The sequence below is a fragment of the Streptomyces sp. NPDC042371 genome, from assembly GCF_056437465.1.
Genome location: NZ_JBWKAP010000019.1, coordinates 1 through 24280, shown reverse-complemented (window position 1 = coordinate 24280; position 24280 = coordinate 1). Strand labels below are relative to the sequence as shown.

At 72.4% G+C, this 24280-nt stretch carries 21 protein-coding genes; 14 read left to right on the top strand and 7 right to left on the bottom strand.

Annotation, left to right across the window (positions count from 1 at the left end; genetic code table 11):
- Window positions 1-63: 63 nt before the first annotated feature.
- Window positions 64-999, bottom strand: a complete 936-nt coding sequence (locus AC068B_RS37190) for an HhH-GPD family protein (RefSeq protein WP_478675905.1) — start codon at window positions 997-999, stop codon at window positions 64-66.
- 182 nt (window positions 1000-1181) lie between these two features.
- Between AC068B_RS37190 and AC068B_RS37185 the strand changes: the two genes are divergently transcribed.
- Together AC068B_RS37185 and AC068B_RS37180 are read left to right on the top strand one after the other, a co-directional pair.
- Window positions 1182-2849: a sensor histidine kinase gene (locus tag AC068B_RS37185; protein ID WP_478675904.1), complete on the top strand. Its 1668-nt coding sequence runs from the start codon at window positions 1182-1184 to the stop codon at window positions 2847-2849.
- Window positions 2846-3547 carry a response regulator gene (locus AC068B_RS37180; RefSeq protein WP_478675903.1) on the top strand — a complete coding sequence of 234 codons (702 nt, stop codon included), beginning with the start codon at window positions 2846-2848 and terminating at the stop codon, window positions 3545-3547. Before AC068B_RS37185 ends, AC068B_RS37180 begins: the two co-directional genes overlap by 4 nt.
- A 16-nt stretch (window positions 3548-3563) precedes the next feature.
- On the opposite strand, the gene AC068B_RS37175 is transcribed toward AC068B_RS37180, so the two are convergent.
- Complete coding sequence (locus tag AC068B_RS37175; RefSeq protein ID WP_478675902.1) at window positions 3564-4301, bottom strand: phosphatase PAP2 family protein; 738 nt, start codon at window positions 4299-4301, stop codon at window positions 3564-3566.
- A 173-nt stretch (window positions 4302-4474) separates the two neighbouring features.
- Here AC068B_RS37175 and AC068B_RS37170 point away from each other — a divergent pair, with 173 nt between their 5' ends.
- Window positions 4475-5281 (top strand): hypothetical protein, encoded by an 807-nt coding sequence (locus AC068B_RS37170; RefSeq protein ID WP_478675901.1) that lies wholly within the window; start codon window positions 4475-4477, stop codon window positions 5279-5281.
- 54 nt (window positions 5282-5335) lie between these two features.
- On the opposite strand, the gene disA is transcribed toward AC068B_RS37170, so the two are convergent.
- Together disA and radA are read right to left on the bottom strand one after the other, a co-directional pair.
- The gene (disA, locus tag AC068B_RS37165; RefSeq protein WP_055565640.1) at window positions 5336-6460 is read right to left on the bottom strand and encodes a DNA integrity scanning diadenylate cyclase DisA; all 1125 of its coding nucleotides are present in this window, start codon (window positions 6458-6460) and stop codon (window positions 5336-5338) included.
- A 78-nt stretch (window positions 6461-6538) separates the two neighbouring features.
- Window positions 6539-7957 carry a DNA repair protein RadA gene (gene radA / locus AC068B_RS37160; protein WP_478675900.1) on the bottom strand — a complete coding sequence of 473 codons (1419 nt, stop codon included), beginning with the start codon at window positions 7955-7957 and terminating at the stop codon, window positions 6539-6541.
- A 187-nt stretch (window positions 7958-8144) separates the two neighbouring features.
- Between radA and AC068B_RS37155 the strand changes: the two genes are divergently transcribed.
- The gene (locus AC068B_RS37155) at window positions 8145-9968 is read left to right on the top strand and encodes a BACON domain-containing protein (protein ID WP_478675899.1); all 1824 of its coding nucleotides are present in this window, start codon (window positions 8145-8147) and stop codon (window positions 9966-9968) included.
- 214 nt (window positions 9969-10182) lie between these two features.
- Here AC068B_RS37155 and AC068B_RS37150 read toward each other — a convergent pair whose 3' ends face one another.
- A complete protein-coding gene (locus AC068B_RS37150; RefSeq protein ID WP_478675898.1) occupies window positions 10183-11082 on the bottom strand; it encodes a DUF3109 family protein in 900 nt (299 codons plus the stop codon).
- 71 nt (window positions 11083-11153) lie between these two features.
- Between AC068B_RS37150 and AC068B_RS37145 the strand changes: the two genes are divergently transcribed.
- From AC068B_RS37145 to AC068B_RS37125, 5 genes are all read left to right on the top strand, one after another.
- Window positions 11154-12086, top strand: a complete 933-nt coding sequence (locus tag AC068B_RS37145; protein ID WP_478675897.1) for a Ppx/GppA family phosphatase — start codon at window positions 11154-11156, stop codon at window positions 12084-12086.
- 99 nt (window positions 12087-12185) lie between these two features.
- Window positions 12186-13010, top strand: coding sequence for a sugar phosphate isomerase/epimerase family protein (locus tag AC068B_RS37140; RefSeq protein WP_478675896.1), 825 nt, complete (start codon window positions 12186-12188; stop codon window positions 13008-13010).
- Window positions 13007-13651 (top strand): TetR/AcrR family transcriptional regulator, encoded by a 645-nt coding sequence (locus AC068B_RS37135; RefSeq protein WP_478675895.1) that lies wholly within the window; start codon window positions 13007-13009, stop codon window positions 13649-13651. Before AC068B_RS37140 ends, AC068B_RS37135 begins: the two co-directional genes overlap by 4 nt.
- A 216-nt stretch (window positions 13652-13867) precedes the next feature.
- Window positions 13868-15721 carry a dihydroxy-acid dehydratase gene (ilvD, locus tag AC068B_RS37130; RefSeq protein ID WP_478675894.1) on the top strand — a complete coding sequence of 618 codons (1854 nt, stop codon included), beginning with the start codon at window positions 13868-13870 and terminating at the stop codon, window positions 15719-15721.
- A gap of 118 nt (window positions 15722-15839) precedes the next feature.
- Complete coding sequence (locus AC068B_RS37125) at window positions 15840-16139, top strand: SH3 domain-containing protein (protein WP_478675986.1); 300 nt, start codon at window positions 15840-15842, stop codon at window positions 16137-16139.
- 54 nt (window positions 16140-16193) lie between these two features.
- On the opposite strand, the gene AC068B_RS37120 is transcribed toward AC068B_RS37125, so the two are convergent.
- Window positions 16194-18449, bottom strand: a complete 2256-nt coding sequence (locus AC068B_RS37120; protein WP_478675893.1) for a serine/threonine-protein kinase — start codon at window positions 18447-18449, stop codon at window positions 16194-16196.
- 173 nt (window positions 18450-18622) lie between these two features.
- Between AC068B_RS37120 and AC068B_RS37115 the strand changes: the two genes are divergently transcribed.
- The 5 genes from AC068B_RS37115 (at window position 18623) to proC (ending at window position 22648) form a co-directional block, all read left to right on the top strand.
- Window positions 18623-19147 carry an EamA/RhaT family transporter gene (locus AC068B_RS37115; RefSeq protein WP_478675892.1) on the top strand — a complete coding sequence of 175 codons (525 nt, stop codon included), beginning with the start codon at window positions 18623-18625 and terminating at the stop codon, window positions 19145-19147.
- Between the two features lie 86 nt (window positions 19148-19233).
- Window positions 19234-20010, top strand: coding sequence for a class I SAM-dependent methyltransferase (locus AC068B_RS37110; protein ID WP_478675891.1), 777 nt, complete (start codon window positions 19234-19236; stop codon window positions 20008-20010).
- Window positions 20011-20032: 22 nt separating this feature from the next.
- Window positions 20033-20962: an ABC transporter ATP-binding protein gene (locus tag AC068B_RS37105; protein ID WP_478675890.1), complete on the top strand. Its 930-nt coding sequence runs from the start codon at window positions 20033-20035 to the stop codon at window positions 20960-20962.
- Complete coding sequence (locus AC068B_RS37100; RefSeq protein WP_478675889.1) at window positions 20959-21696, top strand: ABC transporter permease; 738 nt, start codon at window positions 20959-20961, stop codon at window positions 21694-21696. Before AC068B_RS37105 ends, AC068B_RS37100 begins: the two co-directional genes overlap by 4 nt.
- 127 nt (window positions 21697-21823) lie before the next feature.
- On the top strand, window positions 21824-22648 hold the full coding sequence (gene proC, locus AC068B_RS37095) for a pyrroline-5-carboxylate reductase (RefSeq protein WP_356266016.1): 825 nt from the start codon (window positions 21824-21826) through the stop codon (window positions 22646-22648).
- A gap of 86 nt (window positions 22649-22734) precedes the next feature.
- Here proC and trpS read toward each other — a convergent pair whose 3' ends face one another.
- Window positions 22735-23745, bottom strand: coding sequence for a tryptophan--tRNA ligase (gene trpS, locus AC068B_RS37090; protein ID WP_478675888.1), 1011 nt, complete (start codon window positions 23743-23745; stop codon window positions 22735-22737).
- Between the last annotated feature and the right edge of the window lie 535 nt (window positions 23746-24280).

Here is a 24280-nt window from a genome sequence, read left to right as displayed (position 1 = left end):
GCGGGCAGGTCAGGGAAAGCCGGTCAGGTCCAAAGAAAGCCGGTCAGGTCCAGAGAAAGCCGGTCACGTCAGGGGCAGCCGGTACAAACCGTCCGGCAGCGGCTCCACGAGCCCGTCGGCGACCAGCCCGTCCAGCGCACGGGCCCGCTGCACGGGCTCGTCCCACACCCGGTCGAGCGCGGCCTGCGGCACGGGCGCCACGGCCTCCCGGAGCACCGCGAGCAGCTTGCCCCGCACCTGCCGGTCCGTCCCCGCGTACGTCTGCCCGCGGCGGGCCGGACCCTCGTGCGCGGGCTTCCCCGCCGCGCGCCAGGCGCACTGCCCGGCGATCGGGCACTTCGTGCAGTTCTCGCTCTTCGCCGTGCAGACCAGGGCGCCGAGCTCCATGGAGGCGGCCGCCCAGCGGGACGCGGTCTCCTCGTCCTCGGGCAGCAGGGCGCGGGCGAGCTTGCGCTCGGCGGCGGTCGTGGCGTTCGGCGGGTACTGCACGCCGGTCACCGCCCGCGCGAAGACCCGGCGCACGTTCGTGTCGAGCACGGCGTGCCGCTGTCCGTACGCGAACGAGGCCACGGCGGCGGCCGTGTACTCCCCGATGCCGGGCAGCGCGAGCAGCTGGGCGTGCTGCCTCGGTACGTCGCCGCCGTGCCGCTCCGTTATGGCGACGGCCGCGCCGTGCAGCCGCAGGGCGCGGCGCGGATAGCCGAGCCGCCCCCAGGCGCGCACGGCCTCACCGGGCGCCTCCTTGGCGAGGTCGGCGGGACGGGGCCAGCGGGCCAGCCACTGCTCGTACACGGGCAGCACGCGGCTGACGGGCGTCTGCTGGAGCATGAACTCGCTGACCATCACGCCCCACGGCCCGGCGTCCTCATGACGCCACGGCAGATCACGGGCATGCGTGTCGAACCACGCGATGACGGGACGGTGCAGGGACTCGCCTGCGGGCTCGGGGGCGTCCCCGGGGACGGGGCTGTTCGGCAGGGGCTTCGTGGGCGCAGTCATGGCACATCCGATCCTGCCACGACGTCGCCGGGCCACGGGCCAACCGCGCGGCTCGCTTCACCGGTTTCCCCGGCCCGGGGGCCCGAGGGTGGGCGATGACCTGACGATCGGCAGGGGTGGGGGGTGGTGGGGGGACAGTAGCGTCGGGGGAGTGGAGCAGAGAACGGGGAGTGGATCAGAGGGTGGGGAGGCGTAAGGAGAGTGCGCTGCTGTGGGGGGCGCTTGCCCTGCCTGTCGTGGCCGTGGACCGGCTGGGCCTGAACGAACCCCTCTCCGCGGCGCAGCAGCTCACCGGCCTGACGGTCCTCGCCGTCGCCGTGGCCCTCTGCCGGGCCCGCCCCCTCCCCGCCTTCCTCCTCGCCGCCGCCCTCGGCCTCGCCACCGCCCCCTCCCTCTTCACCCTCGCGTACGGCCCGGCGTTCGCCGTCTTCGCGCTGCTCCTAGGCCGCCGCGCGGACCGCGCGAGGACCGCCCTCCTCGGCTTCGGGGGCACCGCCGTCGTCGGCACGGTCAAGATCGCCGTGCGCGACGTCGACCCGACCGTCGAGTGGGCCGTCCTCATGGCGACGCTCGTGTTCGGGGCGGTCTTCCCCTGGCTCGCGGGCCGCTACTGGCGCCAGGGCCGCGAACTGGCCGCCGCGGGCTGGGCCCGCGCCGACCAGCTGGAGCGCGAGCAGCGCATCGTCGCCGACCGCGCCAGGCTGCGCGAACGGGCCCGCATCGCCCAGGACATGCACGACTCCCTGGGGCACGAGCTGAGCCTGATCGCCGTACGGGCAGGGGCCCTCCAGGTCGCCCCCGACCTGCCGGATCCGCACCGCGAGGCCGCCGCCGACCTCCGCGAGGCCGCGTCGCAGGCCACGGACCGGCTGCACGCGATCATCGGCCTGCTCCGCGAGGAGGGCGACGAACAGGCGCCGCTGGCCCCGGCGGGCGAGAGCGTCGCGGCACTCGTCGCACGCGCCACGGAGTCGGGGCTCCACATCACGTACGCGGATGAGGGGACCCGCCCCGAGGCGCGGAGTGATCCGGCGCGCCGCGAGTCGACCGAATTGACCGAGGGGACCGTCCACCGTGTCGTCCAGGAGGCCCTCACCAACGCCGCGAAGCACGCGCCGGGCGCCCACGTCACCGTCACGGTCGCGCGGGACGGCTCCGCGACGACGGTGACCGTCACCAACGGCCGCACCGACAGCCATACCGACGGCCGCACCGACGAGGCAGGCGCCGGGCCCGCGCCCCCGTCCCACGGCGGCTCCGGCCTGCGCACTCTGCACGCCCGCCTCACCGACCTCGGCGGCACGCTCGAAGCGGGACCGTACGGCCACGGCTTCCGCGTCACCGCCCGCCTCCCGCACCGGGGCGTCGCCCCCCTGCCGCCCGCGCCCGCCGGAGCCCGCCTCGCCCACGCCCGCCGCCGCACCGCCCTGGCCTTCGGCGCCGCCGTCACCACGGGAGTGCTGCTCGTCGGCGGCACCTTCGCCTGGTACGCGTACTCACGGACGCACTCCGTCCTCGCCCCCGCCGACTACGCGCGCCTGCGCATCGGCGAGCCACGCGCCGAGGTCGAGCGCGTCCTGCCGGACCGGACCGTCGCCGACCCACCGCTCGAACGCGCGCCGACTCCGCCGCCACCGGGCGCCGACTGTGCGTACTACCGGGCGAGCGGCGAGCTCTTCACCGCCGTCGCGCACTTCAGGCTCTGCTTCGGCGGCGCCGAGAAGGGCCGCCTCGTGGACAAGGCGGTCATCCCCACGGCGAGCGAGGCCGACGAAAAGCGGAACAACGAACGGAACGACCAACAGAACGACCAACAGAACGACCAACAGAACACGGAGCACATGCGATGAACGAGCCGCGATCGAGGGACGGCGCCGCCCCCGCCATCCGCGTGCTGCTGGCCGACGACGAGGCCATGATCCGGGCCGGGGTGCGGGCCATCCTCGGCGCGGGGCGGGACATCGAGGTGGTCGCGGAGGCCGGTGACGGACGCGAGGCCGTGTCCCTGGCGCGGGCCCACCGTCCTGACGTGGCGCTGCTCGACATCCGCATGCCCCTCCTGGACGGCCTCGCCGCGGGGGAGGAGATCGCGCGGACGGTGCCCGGCACCGCGGTGGCGATGCTGACGACGTTCTCCGAGGACGCGTACATCGCGCGGGCCCTGAGCGGCGGAGCCACCGGCTTCCTGCTGAAGTCCGGCGACCCGCACGAACTCATCGCGGGCGTACGGGCGGTGGCGGGCGGCGCCGCCTTCCTCTCGCCCAAGGTCGCCCGGCACGTCATCGACGGCTTCGGCGCCCTGCGCATGGACCGCGCCGCCACCGCCCGCACCCGCGTCGGGGCCCTCACCCCGCGCGAACGCGAGGTGCTCGGCCTGGTCGGCGCGGGCCTGTCCAACCCGGAGATCGCCGCGCGCCTGCACCTCGTGGAAGGCACGGTCAAGGCGTATGTGAGCGCGGTCCTCGACCGGCTCGGGGTCAAGAACCGCGTTCAGGCGGCGATCGTCGCGTACGAGGCGGGGCTCGTCCCGGAACCAGAAACGGACTGACCCGGCTGCGGAACGATCAGTAGGGCCGCTGCGTGTCGTCCCGGCGGATCGTCATGGTCGGCGGGTCGTACGCGGCGGGGTCGTACGCCGGGGGCTGAGGTGCCGGAGCCTGGGCGGGCGCGGGGACCTGGGCGCGGCCCCGTCCCCGGCCGGGACCCGGGCCCGCGAACCACTTCACGACGCCCGTCGAAGACCCGCGCATCGCCAGCGTGATCCGTGCCACCGGACGCGTGGTGACCCGTACGAGCAGGAACACGATCACCGCGCCGAAGACGAGACCCACCGCCACGTCGTGCGGGTAGTGCACGCCGACGAAGACCCGCGAGAAGGCCATGAGCACGGCCATCGGCACGGTCAGCGCCGCGATGCGCGGCCAGGCAAGCGCGAGGCCGACGGCGGCGGCGCCCGCGATCGCCGAGTGGTTGCTGGGGAAGGACCAGTCGCCGTGCGGCGGGCACTCGACGAGCGGCGTCAGCGCGCCGGACACCGCCCGGCAGGGCCGCTCCTCGTCGATCACGGACTTGAGCAACTCGCTGCACACATAGGCCACCGCCGTGGCGAGGGGAGCGAGCACCGCGACCGCCAGGGCGCGCGGGTCACCGCGCCTGGCCCGCCACCAGGCGACGATGAAGAGCACCCCGAAGAGCAGCAGTCCGAGCTCCGTCCACACCTCGGCCAGGTGCTGGAACCACGATGGCGTGTCGTGGGCGAAGTCGGTGATATCGCGGTAGAGATCGTCGGTCATGGTGTCCATGATTACGGACGGTACGGAGTACGACCGAATCGTCACATCTGGCGATCGTCCGGTCACGCACCTGTCGATGGACAGGGGGCGGAGGGGCGTCCCGGGATGATGATCCGGAAACTTTGTCGCTCAAGGCGGCGGGTGGGGCGGGAGAAGCACCGGATCTCTCGTAAGGTTTGGGCGTGGGATCTCTGCGCAATCCGGTCGGGCCGCTTCCCTCCACCATTTACTGGCGTCGGAGGGCCGTTCTGCTGTCCCTACTCGGCCTACTGGTGCTCCTGGTCGTCTGGGTCGTCACCTCTGGTGGCGGAGGCGGCGGCAACAACGCGGACGGGCCCGGCGGCAACGGCCCGGCGACGTCCATCACGCCAGGACCCTCCGGGTCCGGCCCCGCGATCAGCCAACACCCGGGCGGCCGGGACGAGTCGAGCGAGGGCTCGGGCTCCGGCTCGGGCGGTTCAGGCGGGTCGGGCTCCGGCGGTTCGGGCGGTTCGGGCGGCGCCGGAGGCTCCGGGAGCGGCGGCTCCGAGGACGGCGCGAAGGGCGGCGGTGGCTCGGGTGACCGTCTTCCGGCCGGTACGCGACTGCCCAACTGCACCAGTGGCGACGTGAAGTTGAAGATCCGCAGCATCGAGAACCGGTACGCGATCGACGAGAAGCCGAAGTTCGAGCTGATCGCCGAGAACAGCGGCGGCAAGGCCTGCAAGCTCGACCTCGGCGGCAAGGGCACGGTGCTGACGATCACTCAGGCCGAGGGTGACGACGAGTTCTGGTCCTCGGCGGACTGCCCCGACGGCAGCGGAAGCCTGCTGCTGCGGGTGCCTGCGGAGGGGCGGATCACGCACTCGGTGCAGTGGGACCGGCGGGCCAGCGAGCCCCAGTGCGCGACGCCTTCGGCGGGATCGGCCGCCCCGGGCACGTACCTGGTCGAGGCCAAGGCCCCCGGCCTCGGCACGGCCCAGGCATCCTTCGTCCTGGAGAAGGACTGACGCTCAGGGCCGGGCGCCGCGCCCGGGCGTAGCGCCCGGGCATGGCTCCAGGGGTCAGACGTACCGTTCGAGGATCGAGGACTCCGCCAGCCGTGACAGGCCCTCGCGGACGCTGCGGGCCCGTGCCTCGCCGACGCCGTCCACCGTCTGCAGGTCGTCCACGCTGGCGGCGAGCAGCTTCTGCAGGCCGCCGAAGTGCTCGACGAGGCGGTCGATGATCGCTCCGGGGAGCCGGGGGACCTTGGCGAGGAGGCGGAAGCCCCGCGGGGAGACCGCGGAGTCCAGCGCCTCGGGGGAGCCCGTGTAACCCAGGGCGCGCGCCACCGTGGGGAGTTCGAGGAGCTCCGCGTGCGTGAGGGAGTCCAGCTCGGCCAGCGCCTCGTCGACCGTGCGCGACCGCTTGGCCGTGGGCTCGGGAACGTAGTCCCGCACGACCAGCTCGCGCTCGGGCTCGACGCCCGCGATCAGCTCGTCCAGCTGGAGGGCGAGGAGGCGCCCGTCCGTGCCGAGCTCCACCACGTACTCGGCGATCTCCGTGGCGATGCGGCGCACCATTTCGAGGCGCTGGGCGACGGCGGTGACGTCCCGCACGGTCACCAGGTCCTCGATCTCCAGCGCGGAGAGCGTGCCCGCGACCTCGTCGAGGCGGAGCTTGTACCGCTCCAGGGTGGCGAGTGCCTGGTTGGCCCGGGACAGGATCGCCGCCGAGTCCTCCAGGACGCGCCGCTGCCCGTCCACGTACAGCGCGATCAGCCGCATCGACTGGGACACCGAGACGACGGGGAAGCCGACCTGCTTGCTCACCCGGTCCGCCGTGCGGTGCCGGGTGCCTGTCTCCTCCGTGGGGATCGTCGGATCCGGCACGAGCTGCACACCGGCCCGCAGGATCTTGGTGATGTCCTTGTCCAGGACGATGCCGCCGTCGAGCTTGCACAGCTCGCGCAGGCGCGTCGCCGTGAACTCGACGTCCAGGATGAATCCGCCGGTGCACATCGACTCGACGGTCTTGTCCCAGCCGAGCACGATCAGTCCGCCGGTGTTGCCGCGGAGGATGCGCTCCAGGCCGTCGCGCAGTGCCATCCCGGGCGCGACGGCGCTCAGGGAGGCGCGCATCAGCCCATCGGCACCGGAGCCCGAACCCGGCTTGCCGGGAACCGCTGCCCGGTCGTTGGCTGCCACTGCACTCCCTCGGTCGCAGGTTCTCCAGGTCTTCGCCGACACCCTGCTTCGTACGGATGGGCGAGACCAGGGCAAAGTCTACCGGCGCTCTTCCTCCTCTCGTGGGGCCTCTCGGCGACGCGACCTCGGAAGGACACGGAGGGCGTCCCCCATGTCGGCGACTTCGATGACCTTCATACCGGCCGGGATCTTCCCCGGATCGGCCGGCACGAGGGCGTGGGTGAAGCCCAGACGGTGGGCCTCGGACAGTCTGCGCTGGACGCCGGTGACCCGTCTGACCTCGCCCGCCAGGCCCACTTCGCCGATCGCGACGAGATTCTTCGGCAGGGGAGTGTCACTGGCGGCGCTGGCCAGGGCGAGGGCGACGGCGAGGTCCGCGGCGGGCTCGGAGAGCTTCACGCCGCCGACCGTCGCGCTGTAGATGTCGCGCTTGCCGAGGGCGGTGATCCGGCCGCGCTGCTCCAGAACGGCCAGCATCATCGAGACGCGGGAGGTCTCCAGGCCGGATGTGGTGCGGCGGGGGCTCGGGATCTGCGAGTCGACGGTGAGCGCCTGGACCTCGGCCACCAGGGGGCGGCGGCCTTCGAGGGTGACGGTCAGACAGGTGCCGGGGACGGGCTCGGCGCGGCGGGTGAGGAAGAGGCCGCTGGGGTCGGCGAGTCCGGTGATGCCCTCGTCGTGCAGTTCGAAGCAGCCGACCTCGTCCGTCGCGCCGTACCGGTTCTTGACGCCTCGGACCAGGCGCAGGCGCGCGTGCCGGTCGCCCTCGAACTGGAGGACCACGTCGACGAGGTGCTCCAGGAGGCGGGGGCCCGCGATGGCGCCGTCCTTGGTGACGTGTCCGACGAGGAGCGTGGCCATGCCGCGCTCCTTGGAGGCGCGGATCAGGGCGCCCGCGACCTCGCGGACCTGCGCCATGCCGCCGGGCGCCCCGTCGATCTCGGGCGAGGCGACCGTCTGGACCGAGTCGAGGATCAGGAGGGAGGGCTTGACCGCGTCCAAGTGGCCGAGGACGGCGGCGAGATCGGTCTCGGCCGCCAGATACAGGTGGTCGTTGATGGCGCCGATGCGGTCGGCGCGCAGCCGCACCTGGCTCGCCGACTCCTCGCCCGTCACATAGAGCGTGCGGTGCTCGTCGCTCGCCGCCTTCGCCGCGACGTCCAGGAGGAGGGTGGACTTGCCGACGCCGGGCTCGCCCGCGAGCAGCGCAACGGCGCCGGGGACCAGACCGCCGCCGAGCACGCGGTCCAGCTCGGGCACGCCGGTGGAGCGCGCGGTGGCCTGGCGCACGTCGACCTGGGCGATCGGGACGGCGGACGAGGTGACGCGGCCGGGGGTGGTCGTGCGGACCGCGGGCGCGCCGTACTCCTCGACCGTCCCCCAGGCCTGGCACTCTGGGCAGCGGCCGAGCCACTTGGCCGTCTGCCAGCCGCACTCGGTGCAGCGGTAGGACGGGCGTTGCTTCCCGGTGTTCCCGGATTTCGTACGGGCAGCCATGGTCGAAACCGTAGCCGAGCCCACTGACAGCGCCGTCCCGTTCGCATCTCGTGGGCCTCGTGTGCGAACCAAGGCCGCGGAATCCGATATTCCTGTCCCCTTTTGAGGGATCTGTTCACCCGTAAGGATTAAATGTGCTCAAGAGGGCGGAAGTGGCCTGCATCATCCGCCTAACTTCGCACGGGTGATGAGCAGCAGGCCGGAATCTCCCACGAACACAACCGGCGCACACCGGGCGCACCGTGATGCGCGCAAGCGCGTGGTGCCCCGCCCGGCGCCCCGGACCATGCCTCCCGCGCGCTACGAACCGTGTCTGGACGGCCTGTTCACGTACTGCCTGTCCGTGCTCTGCGATCACGACGCGGCGACCGCGGCCCTGGGGGACGTGCTCCACCACGCCGAGCGCCGCGGCGCCCGCGGCCCCGAGACCGGGACCGAGCTGAAGACCTGGCTCTACGCCCTCGCCCGCTGGGTCTGCCTGCGCCGACTGGCCGAGGCCAAGCGCAGCAAGGAGGGCGGACGGCACGCGCACGGCGCGGGCAAGACCCCCTCCAAGCCCGCCAAGCCCGCCGAGCCCGCCAAGCCCGCCGGGCCGTCCGAACAGCCTTCGGAAAGCCCGGCGGACGCATCGCGGGAAGCCTCCGAAGAGACCGAGCGGCAGCGCCGCCGCGAGCTGGCGCAGCTCGCCTGGCCGGAAGCCGCGGGCACGACCCCCGAGCAGCGCGAGGCCCTCGAACTGGCCGTCCGCCACCAGCTCACCCCCGCCCAGGTCGCCGCCGTCCTCGGCATGGACCTCACCAAGGCCCGCGGCCTGCTCGCCTCCGCCGCCTGCGAGGTGGAGCGCACCCGCGCCGCCCTCGCCGTCGTGGAGACCGGCAGCTGCCCCATCGTGGCCCGCCTCACCGGCGACAACCAGCTGCTGCTCGGCACCGCCCTGCGCCGCGAGCTCGTCCGGCACGTCGACGACTGCCCGCGCTGCCGCCGCACCGCCGAGCGCGCCGGTGCCGGCGCCTGGCCAGGCACGGCCGTCAGCCCGGCCGCGCTCCCCGTCGTCGAGGCCCCGCGCCCCGCCCTCCACATCGCGATGGCGCACATCCCACGCGCGCGTGGCGGCGGCCCCCGCTACGACAGACGTGGTTTCCCGATGGACCCCAAGGACCACGCAGCCCGCCGCGACCGCTTCCGCGCGCGTGCCGTCACGACGACCGTCGTCGCCACCGTGGTGGCCGCCCCGGTGCTCGCCCTCTGGGCCGCCTACCGGGGAGCGCCGCTCACCGGCGAGGGCCAGGACGGCCGTTCGGTCACCGCGAGCGAGGACGGCGGCGCCGGAGGCCTCGGCAGCGACCGCTCCCAGGACGGCTACGAGAACGCGGGCAACGCCCGCAAGGGCCCCGAACCCCGCTTCACCAAGGGCAGCCACTCACCCGACGTCTCCGTGGAGGTCATCAGCGGCGGGTCCCCGTCCCACTCATCGACGGGCCCGGGCCGCCTCACCGTCGAGGCCCAGCCCAGCGGCGACACGACACTCATCACGCTGACGGCGTCCGGCGGCGCACCGGTGCACTGGTCGGCGAGCGAGAGCGCGTCCTGGCTCTATCTGAGCCGCTCCTCGGGGACGCTCGCGCCGGGGCAGTCGATCACCATCCAGGTGTACGTCGACCACAGCCGCGAGCCCGCGGGGCACTGGAGCGCACGGGTCTCGGTCGCGCCCTCGGGCGCGGTCATCGCGATCGACGGGTACGGGGACGGGCGGCCGCCGACCCATCCCGGTCCGGGCCCGGGGCCCTCGGACCCCGGCCCGTCCGACCCGGGCCCCTCGGACCCGGGCCCGTCCGACCCAGGACCCTCCGACCCCGGACCCTCGGACCCAGGCCCCTCGGATCCGGGCCCGTCCGATCCCGGGCCCTCGGACCCGGGCCCGTCGGACCCGACGCCCACCCCGTCGGACCCGGGGCCGAGCGACTCGTCACCGCCGCCCGGCGACGGGAGCGGGGAGCCGAGCCCGAGCTAGGCCCCTTCTGATGGATCTCCGCGGGGTCGCGGCGCCCGGCACGCACTCCCCCTAGCTCTCGGCTGCGCTCGAGCAGGGGGGACCCCCATGCCGCACGGTGGAAAGGGACAGGTGGCTCCGCCACATGACCCTTTCCACCGCACGCCGATCGCACGCACCGGACGCCGCTCCTCCTCCCGCGGAGATCCGTCAGAAGGGCCCTAGGCCCGGTGCTCTAGTGGCTCCCGGGATCCGCCGGATGCGGTGCCAGCAGCGGGAGTTGGGAGGCAAGACGCTCCTCGCACAGCTCCACGAGCCGGTCGTACCCCTCCTTGCCCATCAGCTCGATCAGCTCGGGCCGGTAGGAGACGTACACCGGGTCGCCCGCGCCGTGCGCCGACGTCGCCGACGTGCACCACCAGTGCAGATCGTGGCCACCGGGGCCCCAGCCCCGCCGGTCGTACTCACCGATCGACACCTGGAGGACGCGCGTGTCGTCGGGCCGGTCGATCCACTCGTACGTCCGGCGCACCGGCAGCTGCCAGCACACGTCCGGCTTCGTCTCCAGCGGCTCGCGGCCCTCCTTCAGCGCCAGGATGTGCAGCGAGCAACCGGCGCCGCCCTCGAAACCGGGGCGGTTCTGGAAGATGCACGAGCCGTTGTACGGACGGGTCTGGCGGTCGCCGTCCTCGTCCGTGGCGACCCAGCCGCTCTCCCGGCCCACGTCATGGTGCTGCCAGATGTCGGGCGTCAGCCGCTCGACGTACCCGGCGACCCGCTTCTCGTCGTCATCGTCCGAGAAGTGGGCGCCCAGCGTGCAGCAGCCGTCGGCGGCGCGGCCCGGCTGGATGCCCTGGCAGCCGCTCCCGAAGATGCAGTTCCACCGAGAGGTCAGCCATGTCAGATCGCAGCGGAAGATCTGCTCGTCGTCCGCGGGATCAGGGAACTCCACCCAGGCGCGGGCGAAGTCAAGCCCCTTCTCGTCCGGCTCCGGCTTCGCTGCCTTTCCCGGCTTCACCGGCTTTCCCACCTTCTCCGGCTTCCCCTTCTTCGTCGGCTTCTCCGACGCGGCCTGCTTGGTCGACGGCTTCCCCGACTTCGATTTGTCGGTCTTCGCCTTTTTCGTCTTTGGCACGTCTCCAGGGTATGCGTGCGGCCGACCGTCCGAGGCCAGCCGAACGCCCCACGCGGCGTAGCGTTCCGTATATGAGACTCGGTGTCCTCGACGTGGGGTCGAACACGGTGCATCTGCTCGTGGTCGACGCCCACCCCGGCGCGCGGCCGCTGCCCGCGCACTCGCACAAGGCCGACCTGCGCCTTGCCCAACTCCTCGACCCCGCGGGGGCGATCGGACCCGACGGCATCGACCGGCTGGTCACCGTCGTCCGGGAAGCGATGATCGCGGCCGAGGACAAGGGCGTGGAAGAAGTGCTGCCCTTCGCCACCTCCGCGGTGCGCGAGGCGAGCAACGCCGACGCGGTGCTCGCCAGGGTCAAGGACGAGACAGGCGTCGACCTGCAGGTCCTGACCGGCGAGGAGGAGGCCCGGCTGACCTTCCTGGCCGCCCGGCGCTGGTTCGGCTGGTCCGCGGGCAAGCTCCTCGTCCTCGACATCGGCGGCGGCTCGCTGGAGATCGCCTACGGCCTCGACGAGGAGCCGGACGCGGCCGTCAGCCTGCCGCTCGGCGCCGGACGCCTCACCGGCGCCTGGCTGCCAACGGACCCGCCGGACCCCTCCGACGTGAAGGCGCTCCGTCGCCACGTGCGCGCGCAGATCGCCCGGACGGTCGGGGAGTTCAGCAGGTTCGGCGCCCCCGACCACATCGTGGCGACCTCGAAGACCTTCAAGCAGCTCGCCCGTCTCGCGGGCGCCGCACGCTCGACCGAGGGGCTCTACGTACAGCGGGAACTGAAGCGGAAGTCCCTGGAGGACTGGGTGCCGCAGCTCGCCGCGATGACCACACAGGAGCGCTCCGAGCTGCCCGGCGTCTCCGAGGGCCGGGCCGGACAGCTGCTCGCGGGGGCGCTCGTGGCGGAGGGCGCGATGGACCTCTTCGGGGTCGAGGCCCTGGAGATCTGCCCGTGGGCGCTGCGCGAGGGCGTGATCCTGCGCAAGCTCGACCACCTTCCGGCGCTGTGAGCGCGCGGCATGGCCCCTGAACCGGACCCTCCGGGCGCTGACCAGGGAGGCACGAGGCCACCTCCCCGGCGCCCGGACGGGGCCCGTACGCTGTCCCTCGTGGCAGAACCAGTGGTGCGCATCCCGGATGCGAAGGTCGCCCTGTCGACGGCCTCGGTCTATCCGGAGTCGACGGCGACGGCCTTCGAGATCGCCGCGCGCCTGGGCTACGACGGCGTCGAGGTCATGGTCTGGACCGACCCCGTCAGCCAGGACATCGAGGCCCTGCGCAGGCTGAGCGACTACCACCGGATCCCGATCCTGGCCGTGCACGCGCCCTGCCTGCTCATCACGCAGCGCGTCTGGTCCACGGACCCCTGGATCAAGCTGCAGCGCGCGAAGGCCGCCGCGGAGAAGCTGGACGCGTCGACCGTCGTCGTGCACCCACCGTTCCGCTGGCAGCGGCAGTACTCCCGCGACTTCGTCGAGGGAATCTGGCGCATGGCCGACGAGACGGACGTGCGGTTCGCCGTCGAGAACATGTACCCCTGGCGCTACCGCGACCGCGAGATGCTCGCGTACGCCCCCGACTGGGACGTCACCAAGGACGACTACCGCCACTTCACCGTCGACCTCTCGCACACCGCGACCGCCCGCACGGACGCCATGGACATGGTCGACCGCATGGGCGACCGGCTCGGCCACGTCCACCTCGCCGACGGCAACGGCTCGGCCAAGGACGAACACCTCGTCCCCGGCCGCGGCACACAGCCCTGCGCCGAGCTCCTGGAGCGCCTGGCGGTCAGCGGCTTCGACGGGCACGTCGTCATCGAGGTCAACACGCGGCGCGCGATGTCCAGCGCCGAACGTGAGGCCGATCTCGCCGAGGCGCTCGCCTTCACCCGGCTGCACCTGGCGTCCGCGGTGAAGGTGCCCCGCTCATGACTCCCGGCACGACCCCCGGCGCACCGTCGGAGGCCACCGCGCCGCGGCGCCGGGGACGCCCGTCCCGTACGCAGACGGAGACCGGGCCCGCGACGCGCGACGAGATCCTGCGGGCGGCCCGCGAGGAGTTCTCCGTACGCGGATACGAGAAGACGTCCGTGCGGGGCATCGCCAAGGCCGCCGGGGTGGACCCGGCGCTCGTGCACCACTACTTCGGCACGAAGGAACAGGTCTTCGAGGCGGCCATCACCATCGCCTTCGCGCCCGCGCTGGAAGCGCCCGCCGCGATCGACGAAGGCCCGCTGGACGGGGTCGGCGAGCGCCTGGCCCGCTTCGTCCTCGGCGTCTGGGAGAACCCCGCGACGCGCGCCCCGCTGCTCGCCATCGTGCGTTCCGCGGTGGACAACGAAACGGCCGCCGCGATCTTCCGCCGCCTCATCACCACCCAGCTCCTCGGGCGTATCGCGGGGCGGCTCCAGGTGCCGGACGCGGAGCTGCGGGCCGAGCTCGCGGCCGCGCAGCTCGTGGGCGTCGCGATGCTGCGGTACGTGATCCAGGTGGAGCCGCTGGCGTCGGCGGACGTGGAACAGCTCGTGGCGCGGCTGGCTCCGGTGGTGCAGGGGCATCTCACGGGGCCGTGAGTCGGAGCCACGAGCCGGGGCCGTGAGACCGGCGTCCCGCAATTCGGACAGTCTGTCCAGATCCTGGAGCCGCGGCGTACGCTCGACAGCAGTCATATCTCTCCGTAGACAGCTTCTCCGTAGACAGCTTCTCCGTAGGCAGCCTCTTCGTAGACGGCCTCTTCGTAGACAGACCAGACAGCCAGATCGTCGAAATCCCTGAAGGAGCGAGCGACCATGCCCGAGCTCAGGTCCCGCACAGTCACCCACGGCCGCAACATGGCGGGCGCCCGCGCCCTTATGCGCGCCTCCGGTGTACCCGGGGCCGACATCGGGCGGAAGCCGATCATCGCCGTGGCCAACTCCTTCACGGAGTTCGTGCCGGGCCACACGCACCTGCAGCCGGTCGGCCGCATCGTCTCCGACGCGATCCGCGAGGCGGGCGGCATCCCCCGCGAGTTCAACACGATCGCCGTGGACGACGGCATCGCGATGGGCCACGGCGGAATGCTGTACTCCCTGCCCTCCCGCGACCTGATCGCGGACTCCGTGGAGTACATGGTCGAGGCCCACTGCGCCGACGCCCTGATCTGCATCTCCAACTGCGACAAGATCACCCCCGGCATGCTGATGGCCGCCCTGCGCCTCAACATCCCGACGGTCTTCGTCTCCGGCGGCCCGATGGAGGCAGGCAAGGCCACCCTCGTCGACGGCACGGTCCGCAAGCTCGACCTGGTCAACGCGATCAGCGACGCGGTCGACGAGAGCATCTCGGACGAGGACATCCTCCGCATCGAGGAGAACGCCTGCCCGACCTGCGGCTCCTGTTCCGGCATGTTCACCGCCAACTCGATGAACTGCCTGACCGAGGCCATCGGCCTCTCCCTGCCGGGCAACGGCTCGGTCCTCGCCACGCACACGGCCCGCAAGGAGCTGTACGAGCGGGCGGGCCGGACGGTCGTCGACATCACCAAGCGGTACTACGACGGCGACGACGCCTCCGTCCTGCCGCGCAACGTCGCCACCCACGCGGCCTTCGAGAACGCCATGGCCCTCGACATCGCCATGGGCGGCTCGACCAACACGATCCTGCACCTGCTGGCCGCGGCCCGCGAGGCCGAGATCGACTACGACCTGGGCGACATCGACGCCGTCTCGCGCCGCGTCCCCTGCCTCTCCAAGGTCGCCCCGAACGCCGCGCCCACCACGACGTACTACATGGAGGACGTGCACCGCGCGGGCGGCATCCCCGCACTGCTCGGCGAGCTGTACCGGGGCGGTCTCCTGAACGAGGACGTGCACACCGTCCACTCGCCCTCCATCAAGGAGTGGCTGGACGCCTGGGACATCCGCTCCGGCGCCACCTCCGCCGAGGCCGTCGAGCTGTGGCACGCGGCGCCCGGCTGCCGACGCTCCGCCGAGGCCTTCTCGCAGTCCGAGCGCTGGGACTCCCTCGACACGGACGCCGCGAACGGCTGCATCCGCGACGTCGCCCACGCGTACTCCAAGGACGGCGGCCTGGGCGTCCTCAAGGGCAACATCGCCGTGGACGGCTGCGTCGTGAAGACCGCGGGCGTCGACGAGTCGATCTGGACCTTCGAGGGCCCCGCGGTCGTCTGCGACTCGCAGGAAGAGGCCGTCGAGAAGATCCTCAACAAGGGCGTCAAGGAAGGCGACGTCGTCGTCATCCGCTACGAGGGCCCCAAGGGCGGCCCCGGCATGCAGGAGATGCTCTACCCCACCTCCTTCCTGAAGGGCCGCGGCCTCGGCAAGGCCTGCGCCCTGGTCACCGACGGCCGCTTCTCCGGCGGCACCTCGGGCCTGTCCATCGGCCACGCCTCGCCCGAGGCGGCGTCCGGCGGCACGATCGCGCTCGTCGAGGACGGCGACCGGATCCGCATCGACATCCCCGGCCGCTCGATCGAACTCCTCGTCCCCGAGGAGGAGCTGGCCACCCGCCGCGCGGCGCTCGGCGGGGTGTACGAGCCGAAGGCCCGCGAGCGCAAGGTCTCCGCGGCCCTGCGCGCGTACGCGGCGATGGCGACCAGCGCCGACAAGGGCGCGGTCCGGGACGTGTCGAAGCTCGGCTGAGCCGCGGGGCCGTCACACGGAAACTTTTCGAGGCGCGGGCGCGTCCTTGGTGTGGGATGCACACTGAGGGCGGCCCGCGCCGCCGTGTACGGGGGAGAGCACTGTGAGCGAGAACGTCATGGCGCCGGAAGTCGCCAGCGCCGACAGCACAGAAGGTGCCGACATCGAGGCGATGGCGGCAAGGAGCTACCCGATCGTCGCGGACGTCAACGTCCGATCGGGCCCTGGCACTTCGTACCGCAAGGTCGGCCGCCTCAGCGCGGGTTCCCGCGTCACCATCGCCTGCCAGAAGCCCGGCGAGACGGTGACGGGGCCGACCGGCACGTCGAAGATATGGGACCGCATCGGCAGCGGGCGGTACGTGTCGGACACGTACGTCCGCACGGGCAGCAGTGGGTACGTGGCACCGCGCTGCTGACCAAGGCCCCAAGGCCCCAAGGCCCAAGGCCCGAGCCACCGGAGTCCGGTGAGTTCAGCCGGACTTCGGCGGCTTCGTCGCGTCGAAGGCGAACACCGTGTTCTTGGCGGCCGCCACGACCACCACGCTGCCCTTGACGGTCACGCGCGGGCTGGCGTTCACCTCGCCCGCCAGACCCTCGGCGCGCGGGTTCGTCGTCCACCGCGGCTCGCCCTTGCGCGACGTGAGCGCGGCGACCCGGCCACTGGCCGAGCTGAAGTAGAGCGTCCCGTCACCGTCCCCGGACACCGGCCCCGACAGACCCTCCACGCCCGTCTGCCGGGACCACTTCTTCCTGCCGGTCGCCGGGTCGAGCGCCGTGACGAGCCCGGTCTGCCCGGTCACGAAGACGCTGCCGTCCGCCATCCCGGGCGTCCCGTCGTACGTCTTCGGCAGCCGCGAGTACGTCACCTTGTGCGAGGCCCTGTCCACCCGCATCACCCCGTCGTAGCCCACCAGCTCGGGGCCCTCGTGGTGCTCGTGCAGGAGCACGAGGTCGCCGTCGGCGGTACCGACCGGCACGGCGGGACCCCGGACGGGGACGGCCTTGCCGAGGCTGCCCGACGCGAGGTCGACGACGCGCAGGTCGGGGTGGCGCACATCGGTCGCGGCCAGCTCGGAGCGCGGCGCGCACATCGCGTACAGCCGCGTGCCCGCGGTGACCGGAGCGCACTGCTTGCCCGCGGGGAACGGCTGCTTCCAGGCGACCTTCCCGCTGTGGGCCTGCCGCGCCTCGAAGCGGTTGTTCGACGCGTCGACCGTCACGACGGTCGAGTTGATCACCACGGCGTCCTGCGTACGGTTCGTCACGGCCGTCGACTGGGCGCCGGACGGCGTCGACCACAGCTCGTCGCCGCTGTCCGCGTCGATGGCGACCACTTCGGTGGCGGGGTGGACCGGATCGTCCTGGGCCGCGAGGCGGTAGCCGAGCACCGTGTCGTCGGTGACGCCCACCATGTGCATGCCCTGCGTGGGCACGCCGGGGCTCTTCTCCGTCCAGACGCGGGAGCCGTCGGAGAGCCTGATCCGCGTCGCGACGACGCCGCCGCCCCCGCAGAACAGCGCGTCGTCGTGCGCCTCGCAGCGCACCTCGTCCGGAATGTCGGGGCGGCCGCCCCGCAGGGTCTTGCGCCACGGCTCGAAGCCGCCCGGCAGCCGCGCCCCGGCCGCCGCGATGTCACGCCCCTCGTCACCCGGGCCGCCGGACCCGCCCGAGTCGCCCGCCCGCACCACCGCGACCCCGCCGCCGATCGCGGCCACGGCCACGGCGGCCGCGAGCGCCGGACGCCAGCGGCGGCGCAGCCGACGCCCGAAGAAGGTCCCCGTGTCCTGCGTGGCGGTCGACGGGGGCGTGGCGCCGGGCGCCGGAGTGTCGTCGTCGGCCGACAGATGGTGCTGCGTGTCCGTCTCGCGCGTGCAGCGCGGGCTCTCGGCAGGACCCGTCGGACCCGTCGCGCCGCCCAGATCGGACGGCAGGTCCCGCAGCCGTACGAGAAGTTCGTCCGCCGAAGGACGGTCCTCGGGATCCTTCGCGAGGCACGGCTCGACCACCTGCCGCAGCTTGCCCGGCACCTCGCCCAACGAGGGCGGCTCGTGCACCACTTGATACGCCGTCATGTACGGGCTGTCCGCGTCGAAGGGCCCCTGCCCGGTCGCCGCGTACACCAGCAGCGTGGCCAGCGAGAAGACGTCGGAGCGCGGCCCGACGCCGCGCGGTGCCTGCAGCTGCTCGGGCGACATGAACGGCGGTGTGCCGATCACCCGGCCCGTCATCGTCAGCGTCTGCTGGTCCGCGGCGCGCGAGATGCCGAAGTCGATGACCCGGGGGCCCTCGGGGGAGAGGACCACGTTGGACGGCTTGAGGTCCCGGTGCACGACGCCCGCGCGGTGGATGTCGCGGAGCGCCTCCGTGAGCCCGATGGCCAGCCTGCGCAGCTCGGCACCGCCGATCGGGCCCTGCTTGGCGATGCGCTGGGCGAGGGTGTGGCCCTCGATGAACGAGGTGGCCATCCAGGGGTGCTCGGCCTCGGGGTCGGCGTCGATCACGGCCGCGGTGAAGGCGCCGCTGACCCGGCGGGCCGCGGCGACCTCCTGCCGGAAGCGGATCCGGAACTCCTCGTCGTCCGCGAACTGCTGGTGGATCAGCTTGATCGCGACGGGGCGGCCCGACGCCGAGCGCGCCAGGAAGACCGTGCCCATGCCGCCCGACCCGAGGCGCGCCTCGAGCGGGTACCCGCCGATCTCCTCCGGGTCTCCTCCACGGAGCGACATGCTCACCGACCTCCCCCGCGTTCACCGATGCAACGTTTCGCTGCCCAAACTAGCGGCCGGGACGTGCGGGCTGGCAAGGCGGGGGACGAATAGGGCGTGCCTGTCCTGACGAACAGGGCGTGCCTCTCCTCACGACGCCCCGGCCCCGCGGGGCGGCAGGCGATAATCAAACGGTGAGCGAAGAACCCGCCCCCCAGGGACCCACAGGAACCCCGGCCGCCTCCTCCGGCACCGCGCCCGGACCGCAGCCCGAGCCACTCCGCTTCTTCGGGACGACCTGGGTCGCCCACGACGGCGGCTACGGCGCCCGCCGCGCCGGCGTCGCCGCCGGCTCGCTGGTGGGGGCGGTCGCCGGCTGCTTCGTGCTGCGCTTCGCCTACGAGGGCCTGACCATCGCGGCCGTCGGCTCGCTCGTGAACGCCCTCGTCGTCGTCATGTTCGCGATCTGCAGCGCCCTCGCCTTCCGCCGCACCTGGGAAGGGTTCACCCGGCGCCACGACGCGGAGTCCCAGTCCTCGACGCGCGGCCTGATGGCGATCGGCTTCGTCGGCAGCCTCCTCGCCTACTTCCTCCGCTCCCTGTCGGAGGCCCCGGGCGAGAAACTGCACCGCAAGGAGTACGAGGCGGCCCGCGAGCAGTACACGAAGCGCACGGAACGCCGCACGGGCAACCCGTCCCGCAAGAAGCGCAAGCGCTGAGACACGGGCCGGGACCGTTGTGGGTCCGGGGGGCTTAGGCGGGTGGCCCTGGCGGATGTGACCCTCCGCGCGCCACGATCTCCCCCATGACTGCCGCCCCTTCCCGCGCCCACTCCTTCAACGCGGCCGCCGCCCAGTACGCGGCGTACCGCCCCTCCTATCCGCCCGCCCTCTTCGACGCCGTCGAACGCCTGGCGGGCCGCCCCCTCGCGGGCGCCCGCGTCGTCGACGTGGGCGCGGGCACCGGAATCGCCACCGCGCTGCTCGCCGAGCGAGGCGCGGAGGTCATCGCGGTCGAGCCGGGCGACGGCATGGCGGCACAGCTCCGCCGCACGCTGCCGCACATCCCCCTCGTACGCGGCAACGGCAACGCCCTGCCGCTGGCCGACGACTCGGCCGACCTCATCACGTACGCCCAGGCCTGGCACTGGACGGACCAGGAACGCTCCGTGCCCGAGGCCCTGCGCGTGCTGCGCCCCGGCGGCGCCCTCGCCCTGTGGTGGAACCGCCAGGGCGACGCGGCCCCCGAGACACCGTGGCTCGGCGAGCAGGCCGCCCGCATCGCCCGCTTCCTGGGCGCGCCCGACGACGCCCACCGCGCGGCCGACCGGGCGGCGAACCGCGGGAGCGACCTGACGACCGCCCTCGACTTCCGCCGCGACCGGCTCCGCTGGAGCCGCCGGGTCCCCGTCGACACCCACCTCGCCAACCTCGCCACGCACTCGGCGTTCCTCGTTCTCGGTGAGCGCCGCACGGCGGACTTCGTCGCGGAGGAGCGCGCGGAGCTGCTGAAGGTCTTCCCGGACGGCGTGGTCGAGGAGCGCTACGCCGTCGAACTACTGGTCTGGGTTGACGAGGGGTAGTGCCGGGAGGATTATTCATCACATGATGAATAAGAGGAGCCCGGCGGCCCGCCCCGAGGCTTCGGCGGCCCGCCCGGCCGACAACCAACCGGACGCGACAGCCCCCAGCCCCGCCCCGACCGCACCCTCAGCCGCGCACCTGGCCGCACCCTCGGCCACATCCCCCACCCCACCCCCCACCCCGTCCCCGGCCGTCCTGGCCCAAGGCCTGACCGTCGTCCGCGGCCCCCGCACCGTCCTGCGCGGCCTCGACTTCACCGTCCCCCGAGGCCAGATCACCGGACTCCTCGGCCCCTCCGGCTGCGGCAAGTCCACCCTCATGCGCGCGATCGTCGGCACCCAGGCCAAGGTCACCGGCACCCTGAACGTCCTCGACCACCCCGCGGGCGCCCCCGCCCTCCGCTCCCGCATCGGGTACGTCACCCAGAGCCCGTCCGTCTACGACGACCTGACCGTCCGCCAGAACCTCGACTACTTCGAGGCGGTCCTCGACCCCGGCACGGGCACCGCGGCCGACCGCCGACGCGACCACGTCACCCGCGTACTCGACGACGTCGCCCTCACCTCGCACGCCGACTCCCTCGCCGGCCACCTCTCCGGTGGCCAGCGCAGCCGCGTCTCCCTGGGGGTCGCCCTCCTCGGCGCCCCCGAACTCCTCGTGCTCGACGAGCCGACCGTCGGCCTCGACCCCGTGCTCCGCCGCGACCTGTGGCAGCTCTTCCACGCCATCGCCGCCGACCGCGCCGCCACGCTCCTCGTCTCCTCACACGTCATGGACGAGGCCGAACGCTGCCACCGCCTCCTCCTCATGCGCGACGGCGAACTCCTCGCCGACGACACCCCCGACGCCCTGCGCGCCCGTACCCACTCCGACACGGTCGAAGAGGCCTTCCTCCACCTCGTGGACGAGGCCGACGCACGCCACCAGGCCCCGCCCAGGAGCACCCCATGAACCTCTACCGCACCCTCGCCACCGCCGCGCGAGTCCTGCGCCAGCTCCGCCACGACCCCCGCTCCATCGCGCTGATGATCCTGGTCCCCTGCGTGATGCTGCTCCTCCTGCGCTACGTCTTCGACGGCAGCCCGCGGACGTTCGACTCCATCGGCGCCTCGCTCCTCGGGATCTTCCCGCTCATCACGATGTTCCTGGTGACCTCCATCGCCACCCTGCGCGAACGCACCTCGGGAACCCTCGAACGCCTCCTCGCCATGCCCCTCGGCAAAGGCGACCTCATCGCCGGATACGCCCTCGCCTTCGGCGCCCTCGCCGTCGTCCAGTCCCTCCTCGCCACGGGCCTCGCCCTGTGGACCCTCGGCCTCGAGGTCACCGGCTCCGCCTGGCTGCTGCTCCTGATCGCCCTGCTCGACGCCCTCCTCGGCACCGCACTCGGCCTCTTCGTCTCGGCCTTCGCCTCCTCCGAATTCCAGGCCGTCCAGTTCATGCCGGCCGTGATCTTCCCCCAGCTCCTGCTCTGCGGCCTGTTCGCCCGCCGCGACACCATGCAGCCGATCCTGGAGTGGGCCTCCAACGTCCTCCCCATGTCGTACGCCGTCGACGGCATGAACCAAGTCCTCCACAACTCGGACATCACCGGCGACTTCATCCGGGACGTCGTCATCGTCGCGGGCAGCGCACTCCTCGTCCTCGCCCTCGGCGCGGCCACCCTCCGCCGCCGCACCGCCTGACCCACCTCGCCCGACCCACCCCGCCGGACCCGGCGCGCGGCATCCCGCCCACCGGACACCACCACTGCCCCCGGCACACCGATGCGAGGATGGTCCCCGGACGAAGCAACCCCGGAGGCCACCGTTCATGAGCAGCAACACGAGCCAGAAAGTCGCCGTCCTCGGCACCGGAAAGATCGGTGAAGCCCTGCTCAGCGGCATGATCCGCGGTGGCTGGGCGCCGACCGACCTGCTGGTCACCACCCGCCGCCAGGAACGCGCCGACGAGCTCCGCACCCGCTACGGCGTCACCCCCGTCAGCAACGCCGACGCCGCCAAGCAGGCCGACACCCTGATCCTCGCCTGCAAGCCGCAGGACATGGCCAAGCTGCTCGACGAACTCGCCCCGCACGTCACCCCCGACCGCCTGGTCATCAGCGCCGCCGCCGGTATCACCACCGCCTTCATCGAAGAGCGCCTCACCGAGTCCACCCCGGTCGTCCGCGTCATGCCGAACACCCCCGTCCTCGTCGACGAGGGCATGTCGGTCATCTCGGCGGGCAGCCACGCCTCCACCGCGGCACTGGCCCACGCGGAGGCGATCTTCGGCGCCGTCGGCAAGACCCTCCGCGTCCCCGAGACACAGCAGGACGCCTGCACGGCACTCTCCGGCTCGGGCCCGGCCTACTTCTACTTCCTCGTCGAAGCCATGACCGACGCAGGCATCCTCCTCGGCCTGCCCCGCGACAAGGCCCACGACCTGATCGTCCAGGCGGCGATCGGCGCGTCCGTCATGCTCCGCGACAGCGGCGAGCACCCGGTGAAACTCCGCGAGAACGTCACCTCCCCCGCTGGCACCACGATCAACGCCATCCGCGAGCTCGAGAACCACGGAGTGCGCGCGGCCCTCATCGCGGCCCTGGAAGCAGCCCGCGACCGCAGCCGCGAACTGGCCTCCGGCAACAACAGCTGACCCACGCGGGCCCCGGCAGCGAGGTCGCGATGCGCCGCCACGTCGCATCGCGCCCCGCCACCAGCCCCGCGCCTACCGCGCCTCGCTCACTGCTCCTCGCTCACCGGCGGCAGCAGCCCGATCGCCCGATAGGCGCCGTCCACCGTCGGCTTGGCCATGCCCCGCGCCTGCTCAGCTCCCCGCCGCAACACCTCCTCCACATACGTGGGGTCTGCCACCAGCTCCTTGTGCCGCTGCTGTACGGGCCTGAGCAGTTCCACCACGGCCTCGGCGGTGTCCTTCTTCAGTGCGCCATACGACTCGTATACACCGCTCAAGGCTTCTGGGTTCCCACCCTGGCAAGCCGCGAGGATCTCCAGCAGGTTCGAGACCCCCGGCTGGGACTCGCGGTCGAACACGATCTCGCTGCCGCTGTCCGTGACGGCCCGCATGATCTTCTTGCGCACCACCTCGGGCTCGTCGAGCAGAAAGACGATCCCGGCCCCGGCACCGTGGGACTTGCCCATCTTCGACGTCGGGTCCTGCAGGTCCATGACCCGCGCGGCCACCTTGGGCGGCGTGGCCCGCGGCACGACGAAGGTCTGCCCGTACCGCTGGTTGAACCGCACCGCCAGGTCCCGCGTCAGCTCGACGTGCTGGGTCTGGTCCTCGCCGACCGGCACCTCGTCGGCGTCGTACGCCAGGATGTCCGCCGCCATCAGCACGGGATAAGTAAGGAGCGACAGCCGCACGCTCCCGCCCCGCGCCCGCTCGAGCACGGACTTCTCCTTGTACTGGATCATCCGCCGCATCTCGCCGTCCGTCGCGACGCACTCCAGCAGATACGAGAGCCGGGCGTGCTCGTCCACATGACTCTGGATGAAGACGGTGGCCCGCTCGGGATCGATCCCCGACGCGAGCAACAGCGTCGCCGCCTGCCGACTGAGCCTGCGCACCCGTCCGGGATCGTGCTCCACGGTCAGCGCGTGCAGGTCGACGATGCTGAACAGCGAGTCGGCCCGGTACTGGTCGACCTCAGCCCACTGCCGGACGGCTCCCAGGTAGTTGCCCAGGGTCAGGTGCCCCGTCGGCTTGATCCCGCTGAAGATCCTCGTCATTTCTCCGCCTCCTGGTCAGGACCACCGGCCCGGCGACCGGGCTCCGGATCCCCCAGGGGGAGAACGAGAAACGGCCGCCGAGGCGGCGGCCGTTGAGTACATGCGTATGTACGGCCGCCGTCAGGCGGCCCACCACAGTTGGGCATACGCACGTGTAGTCACGTCACCCAGAGTAGACCCGCCGGGGGCCCGACGTCAGGAGTTGACACCCCCGGCGTGGCTACGTAGTGTTCTCCGAGTTGCCCGACGTGAGCGTCGACCACATGGTCGGTCCCCGGGCAGCCATTCCGCAAGAACCATTACAACGATCGACGTCGTGCGCCCTTCGGGGTCTCGCCTTCGGTTTGTTTTCATGTGTGTTTGCGAAATGAGGAATCGGCGTTCGAAAGGACGCCCCCGATTAGGTCGGGAGCCGGGATTCCGCTAAAGTCTCACTCGTTGGAACGGCCCAACAGCCGCAAAGACAAACCCACTTCGACTGGGAGTCAGGCCCGAAAGGATCTGATAGAGTCGGAACCGCCGGAAAGGGAAACGC

Bases quoted from the DNA above. Each gene is read 5' to 3' on its own strand.
- AC068B_RS37175 (WP_478675902.1), bottom strand. From the start codon at position 4,301: ATGGACACCATGACCGACGATCTCTACCGCGATATCACCGACTTCGCC.
- radA (WP_478675900.1), bottom strand. From the start codon at position 7,957: ATGGCTGCCCGTACGAAATCCGGGAACACCGGGAAGCAACGCCCGTCC.
- AC068B_RS37180 (WP_478675903.1), top strand. From the start codon at position 2,846: ATGAACGAGCCGCGATCGAGGGACGGCGCCGCCCCCGCCATCCGCGTG.
- AC068B_RS37155 (WP_478675899.1), top strand. From the start codon at position 8,145: ATGAGCAGCAGGCCGGAATCTCCCACGAACACAACCGGCGCACACCGG.
- ilvD (WP_478675894.1), top strand. From the start codon at position 13,868: ATGCCCGAGCTCAGGTCCCGCACAGTCACCCACGGCCGCAACATGGCG.
- AC068B_RS37120 (WP_478675893.1), bottom strand. From the start codon at position 18,449: ATGTCGCTCCGTGGAGGAGACCCGGAGGAGATCGGCGGGTACCCGCTC.
- proC (WP_356266016.1), top strand. From the start codon at position 21,824: ATGAGCAGCAACACGAGCCAGAAAGTCGCCGTCCTCGGCACCGGAAAG.
- AC068B_RS37145 (WP_478675897.1), top strand. From the start codon at position 11,154: ATGAGACTCGGTGTCCTCGACGTGGGGTCGAACACGGTGCATCTGCTC.
- AC068B_RS37135 (WP_478675895.1), top strand. From the start codon at position 13,007: ATGACTCCCGGCACGACCCCCGGCGCACCGTCGGAGGCCACCGCGCCG.
- AC068B_RS37190 (WP_478675905.1), bottom strand. From the start codon at position 999: ATGACTGCGCCCACGAAGCCCCTGCCGAACAGCCCCGTCCCCGGGGAC.
- AC068B_RS37110 (WP_478675891.1), top strand. From the start codon at position 19,234: ATGACTGCCGCCCCTTCCCGCGCCCACTCCTTCAACGCGGCCGCCGCC.
- trpS (WP_478675888.1), bottom strand. From the start codon at position 23,745: ATGACGAGGATCTTCAGCGGGATCAAGCCGACGGGGCACCTGACCCTG.
- AC068B_RS37100 (WP_478675889.1), top strand. From the start codon at position 20,959: ATGAACCTCTACCGCACCCTCGCCACCGCCGCGCGAGTCCTGCGCCAG.
- AC068B_RS37125 (WP_478675986.1), top strand. From the start codon at position 15,840: ATGGCGCCGGAAGTCGCCAGCGCCGACAGCACAGAAGGTGCCGACATC.
- AC068B_RS37105 (WP_478675890.1), top strand. From the start codon at position 20,033: ATGATGAATAAGAGGAGCCCGGCGGCCCGCCCCGAGGCTTCGGCGGCC.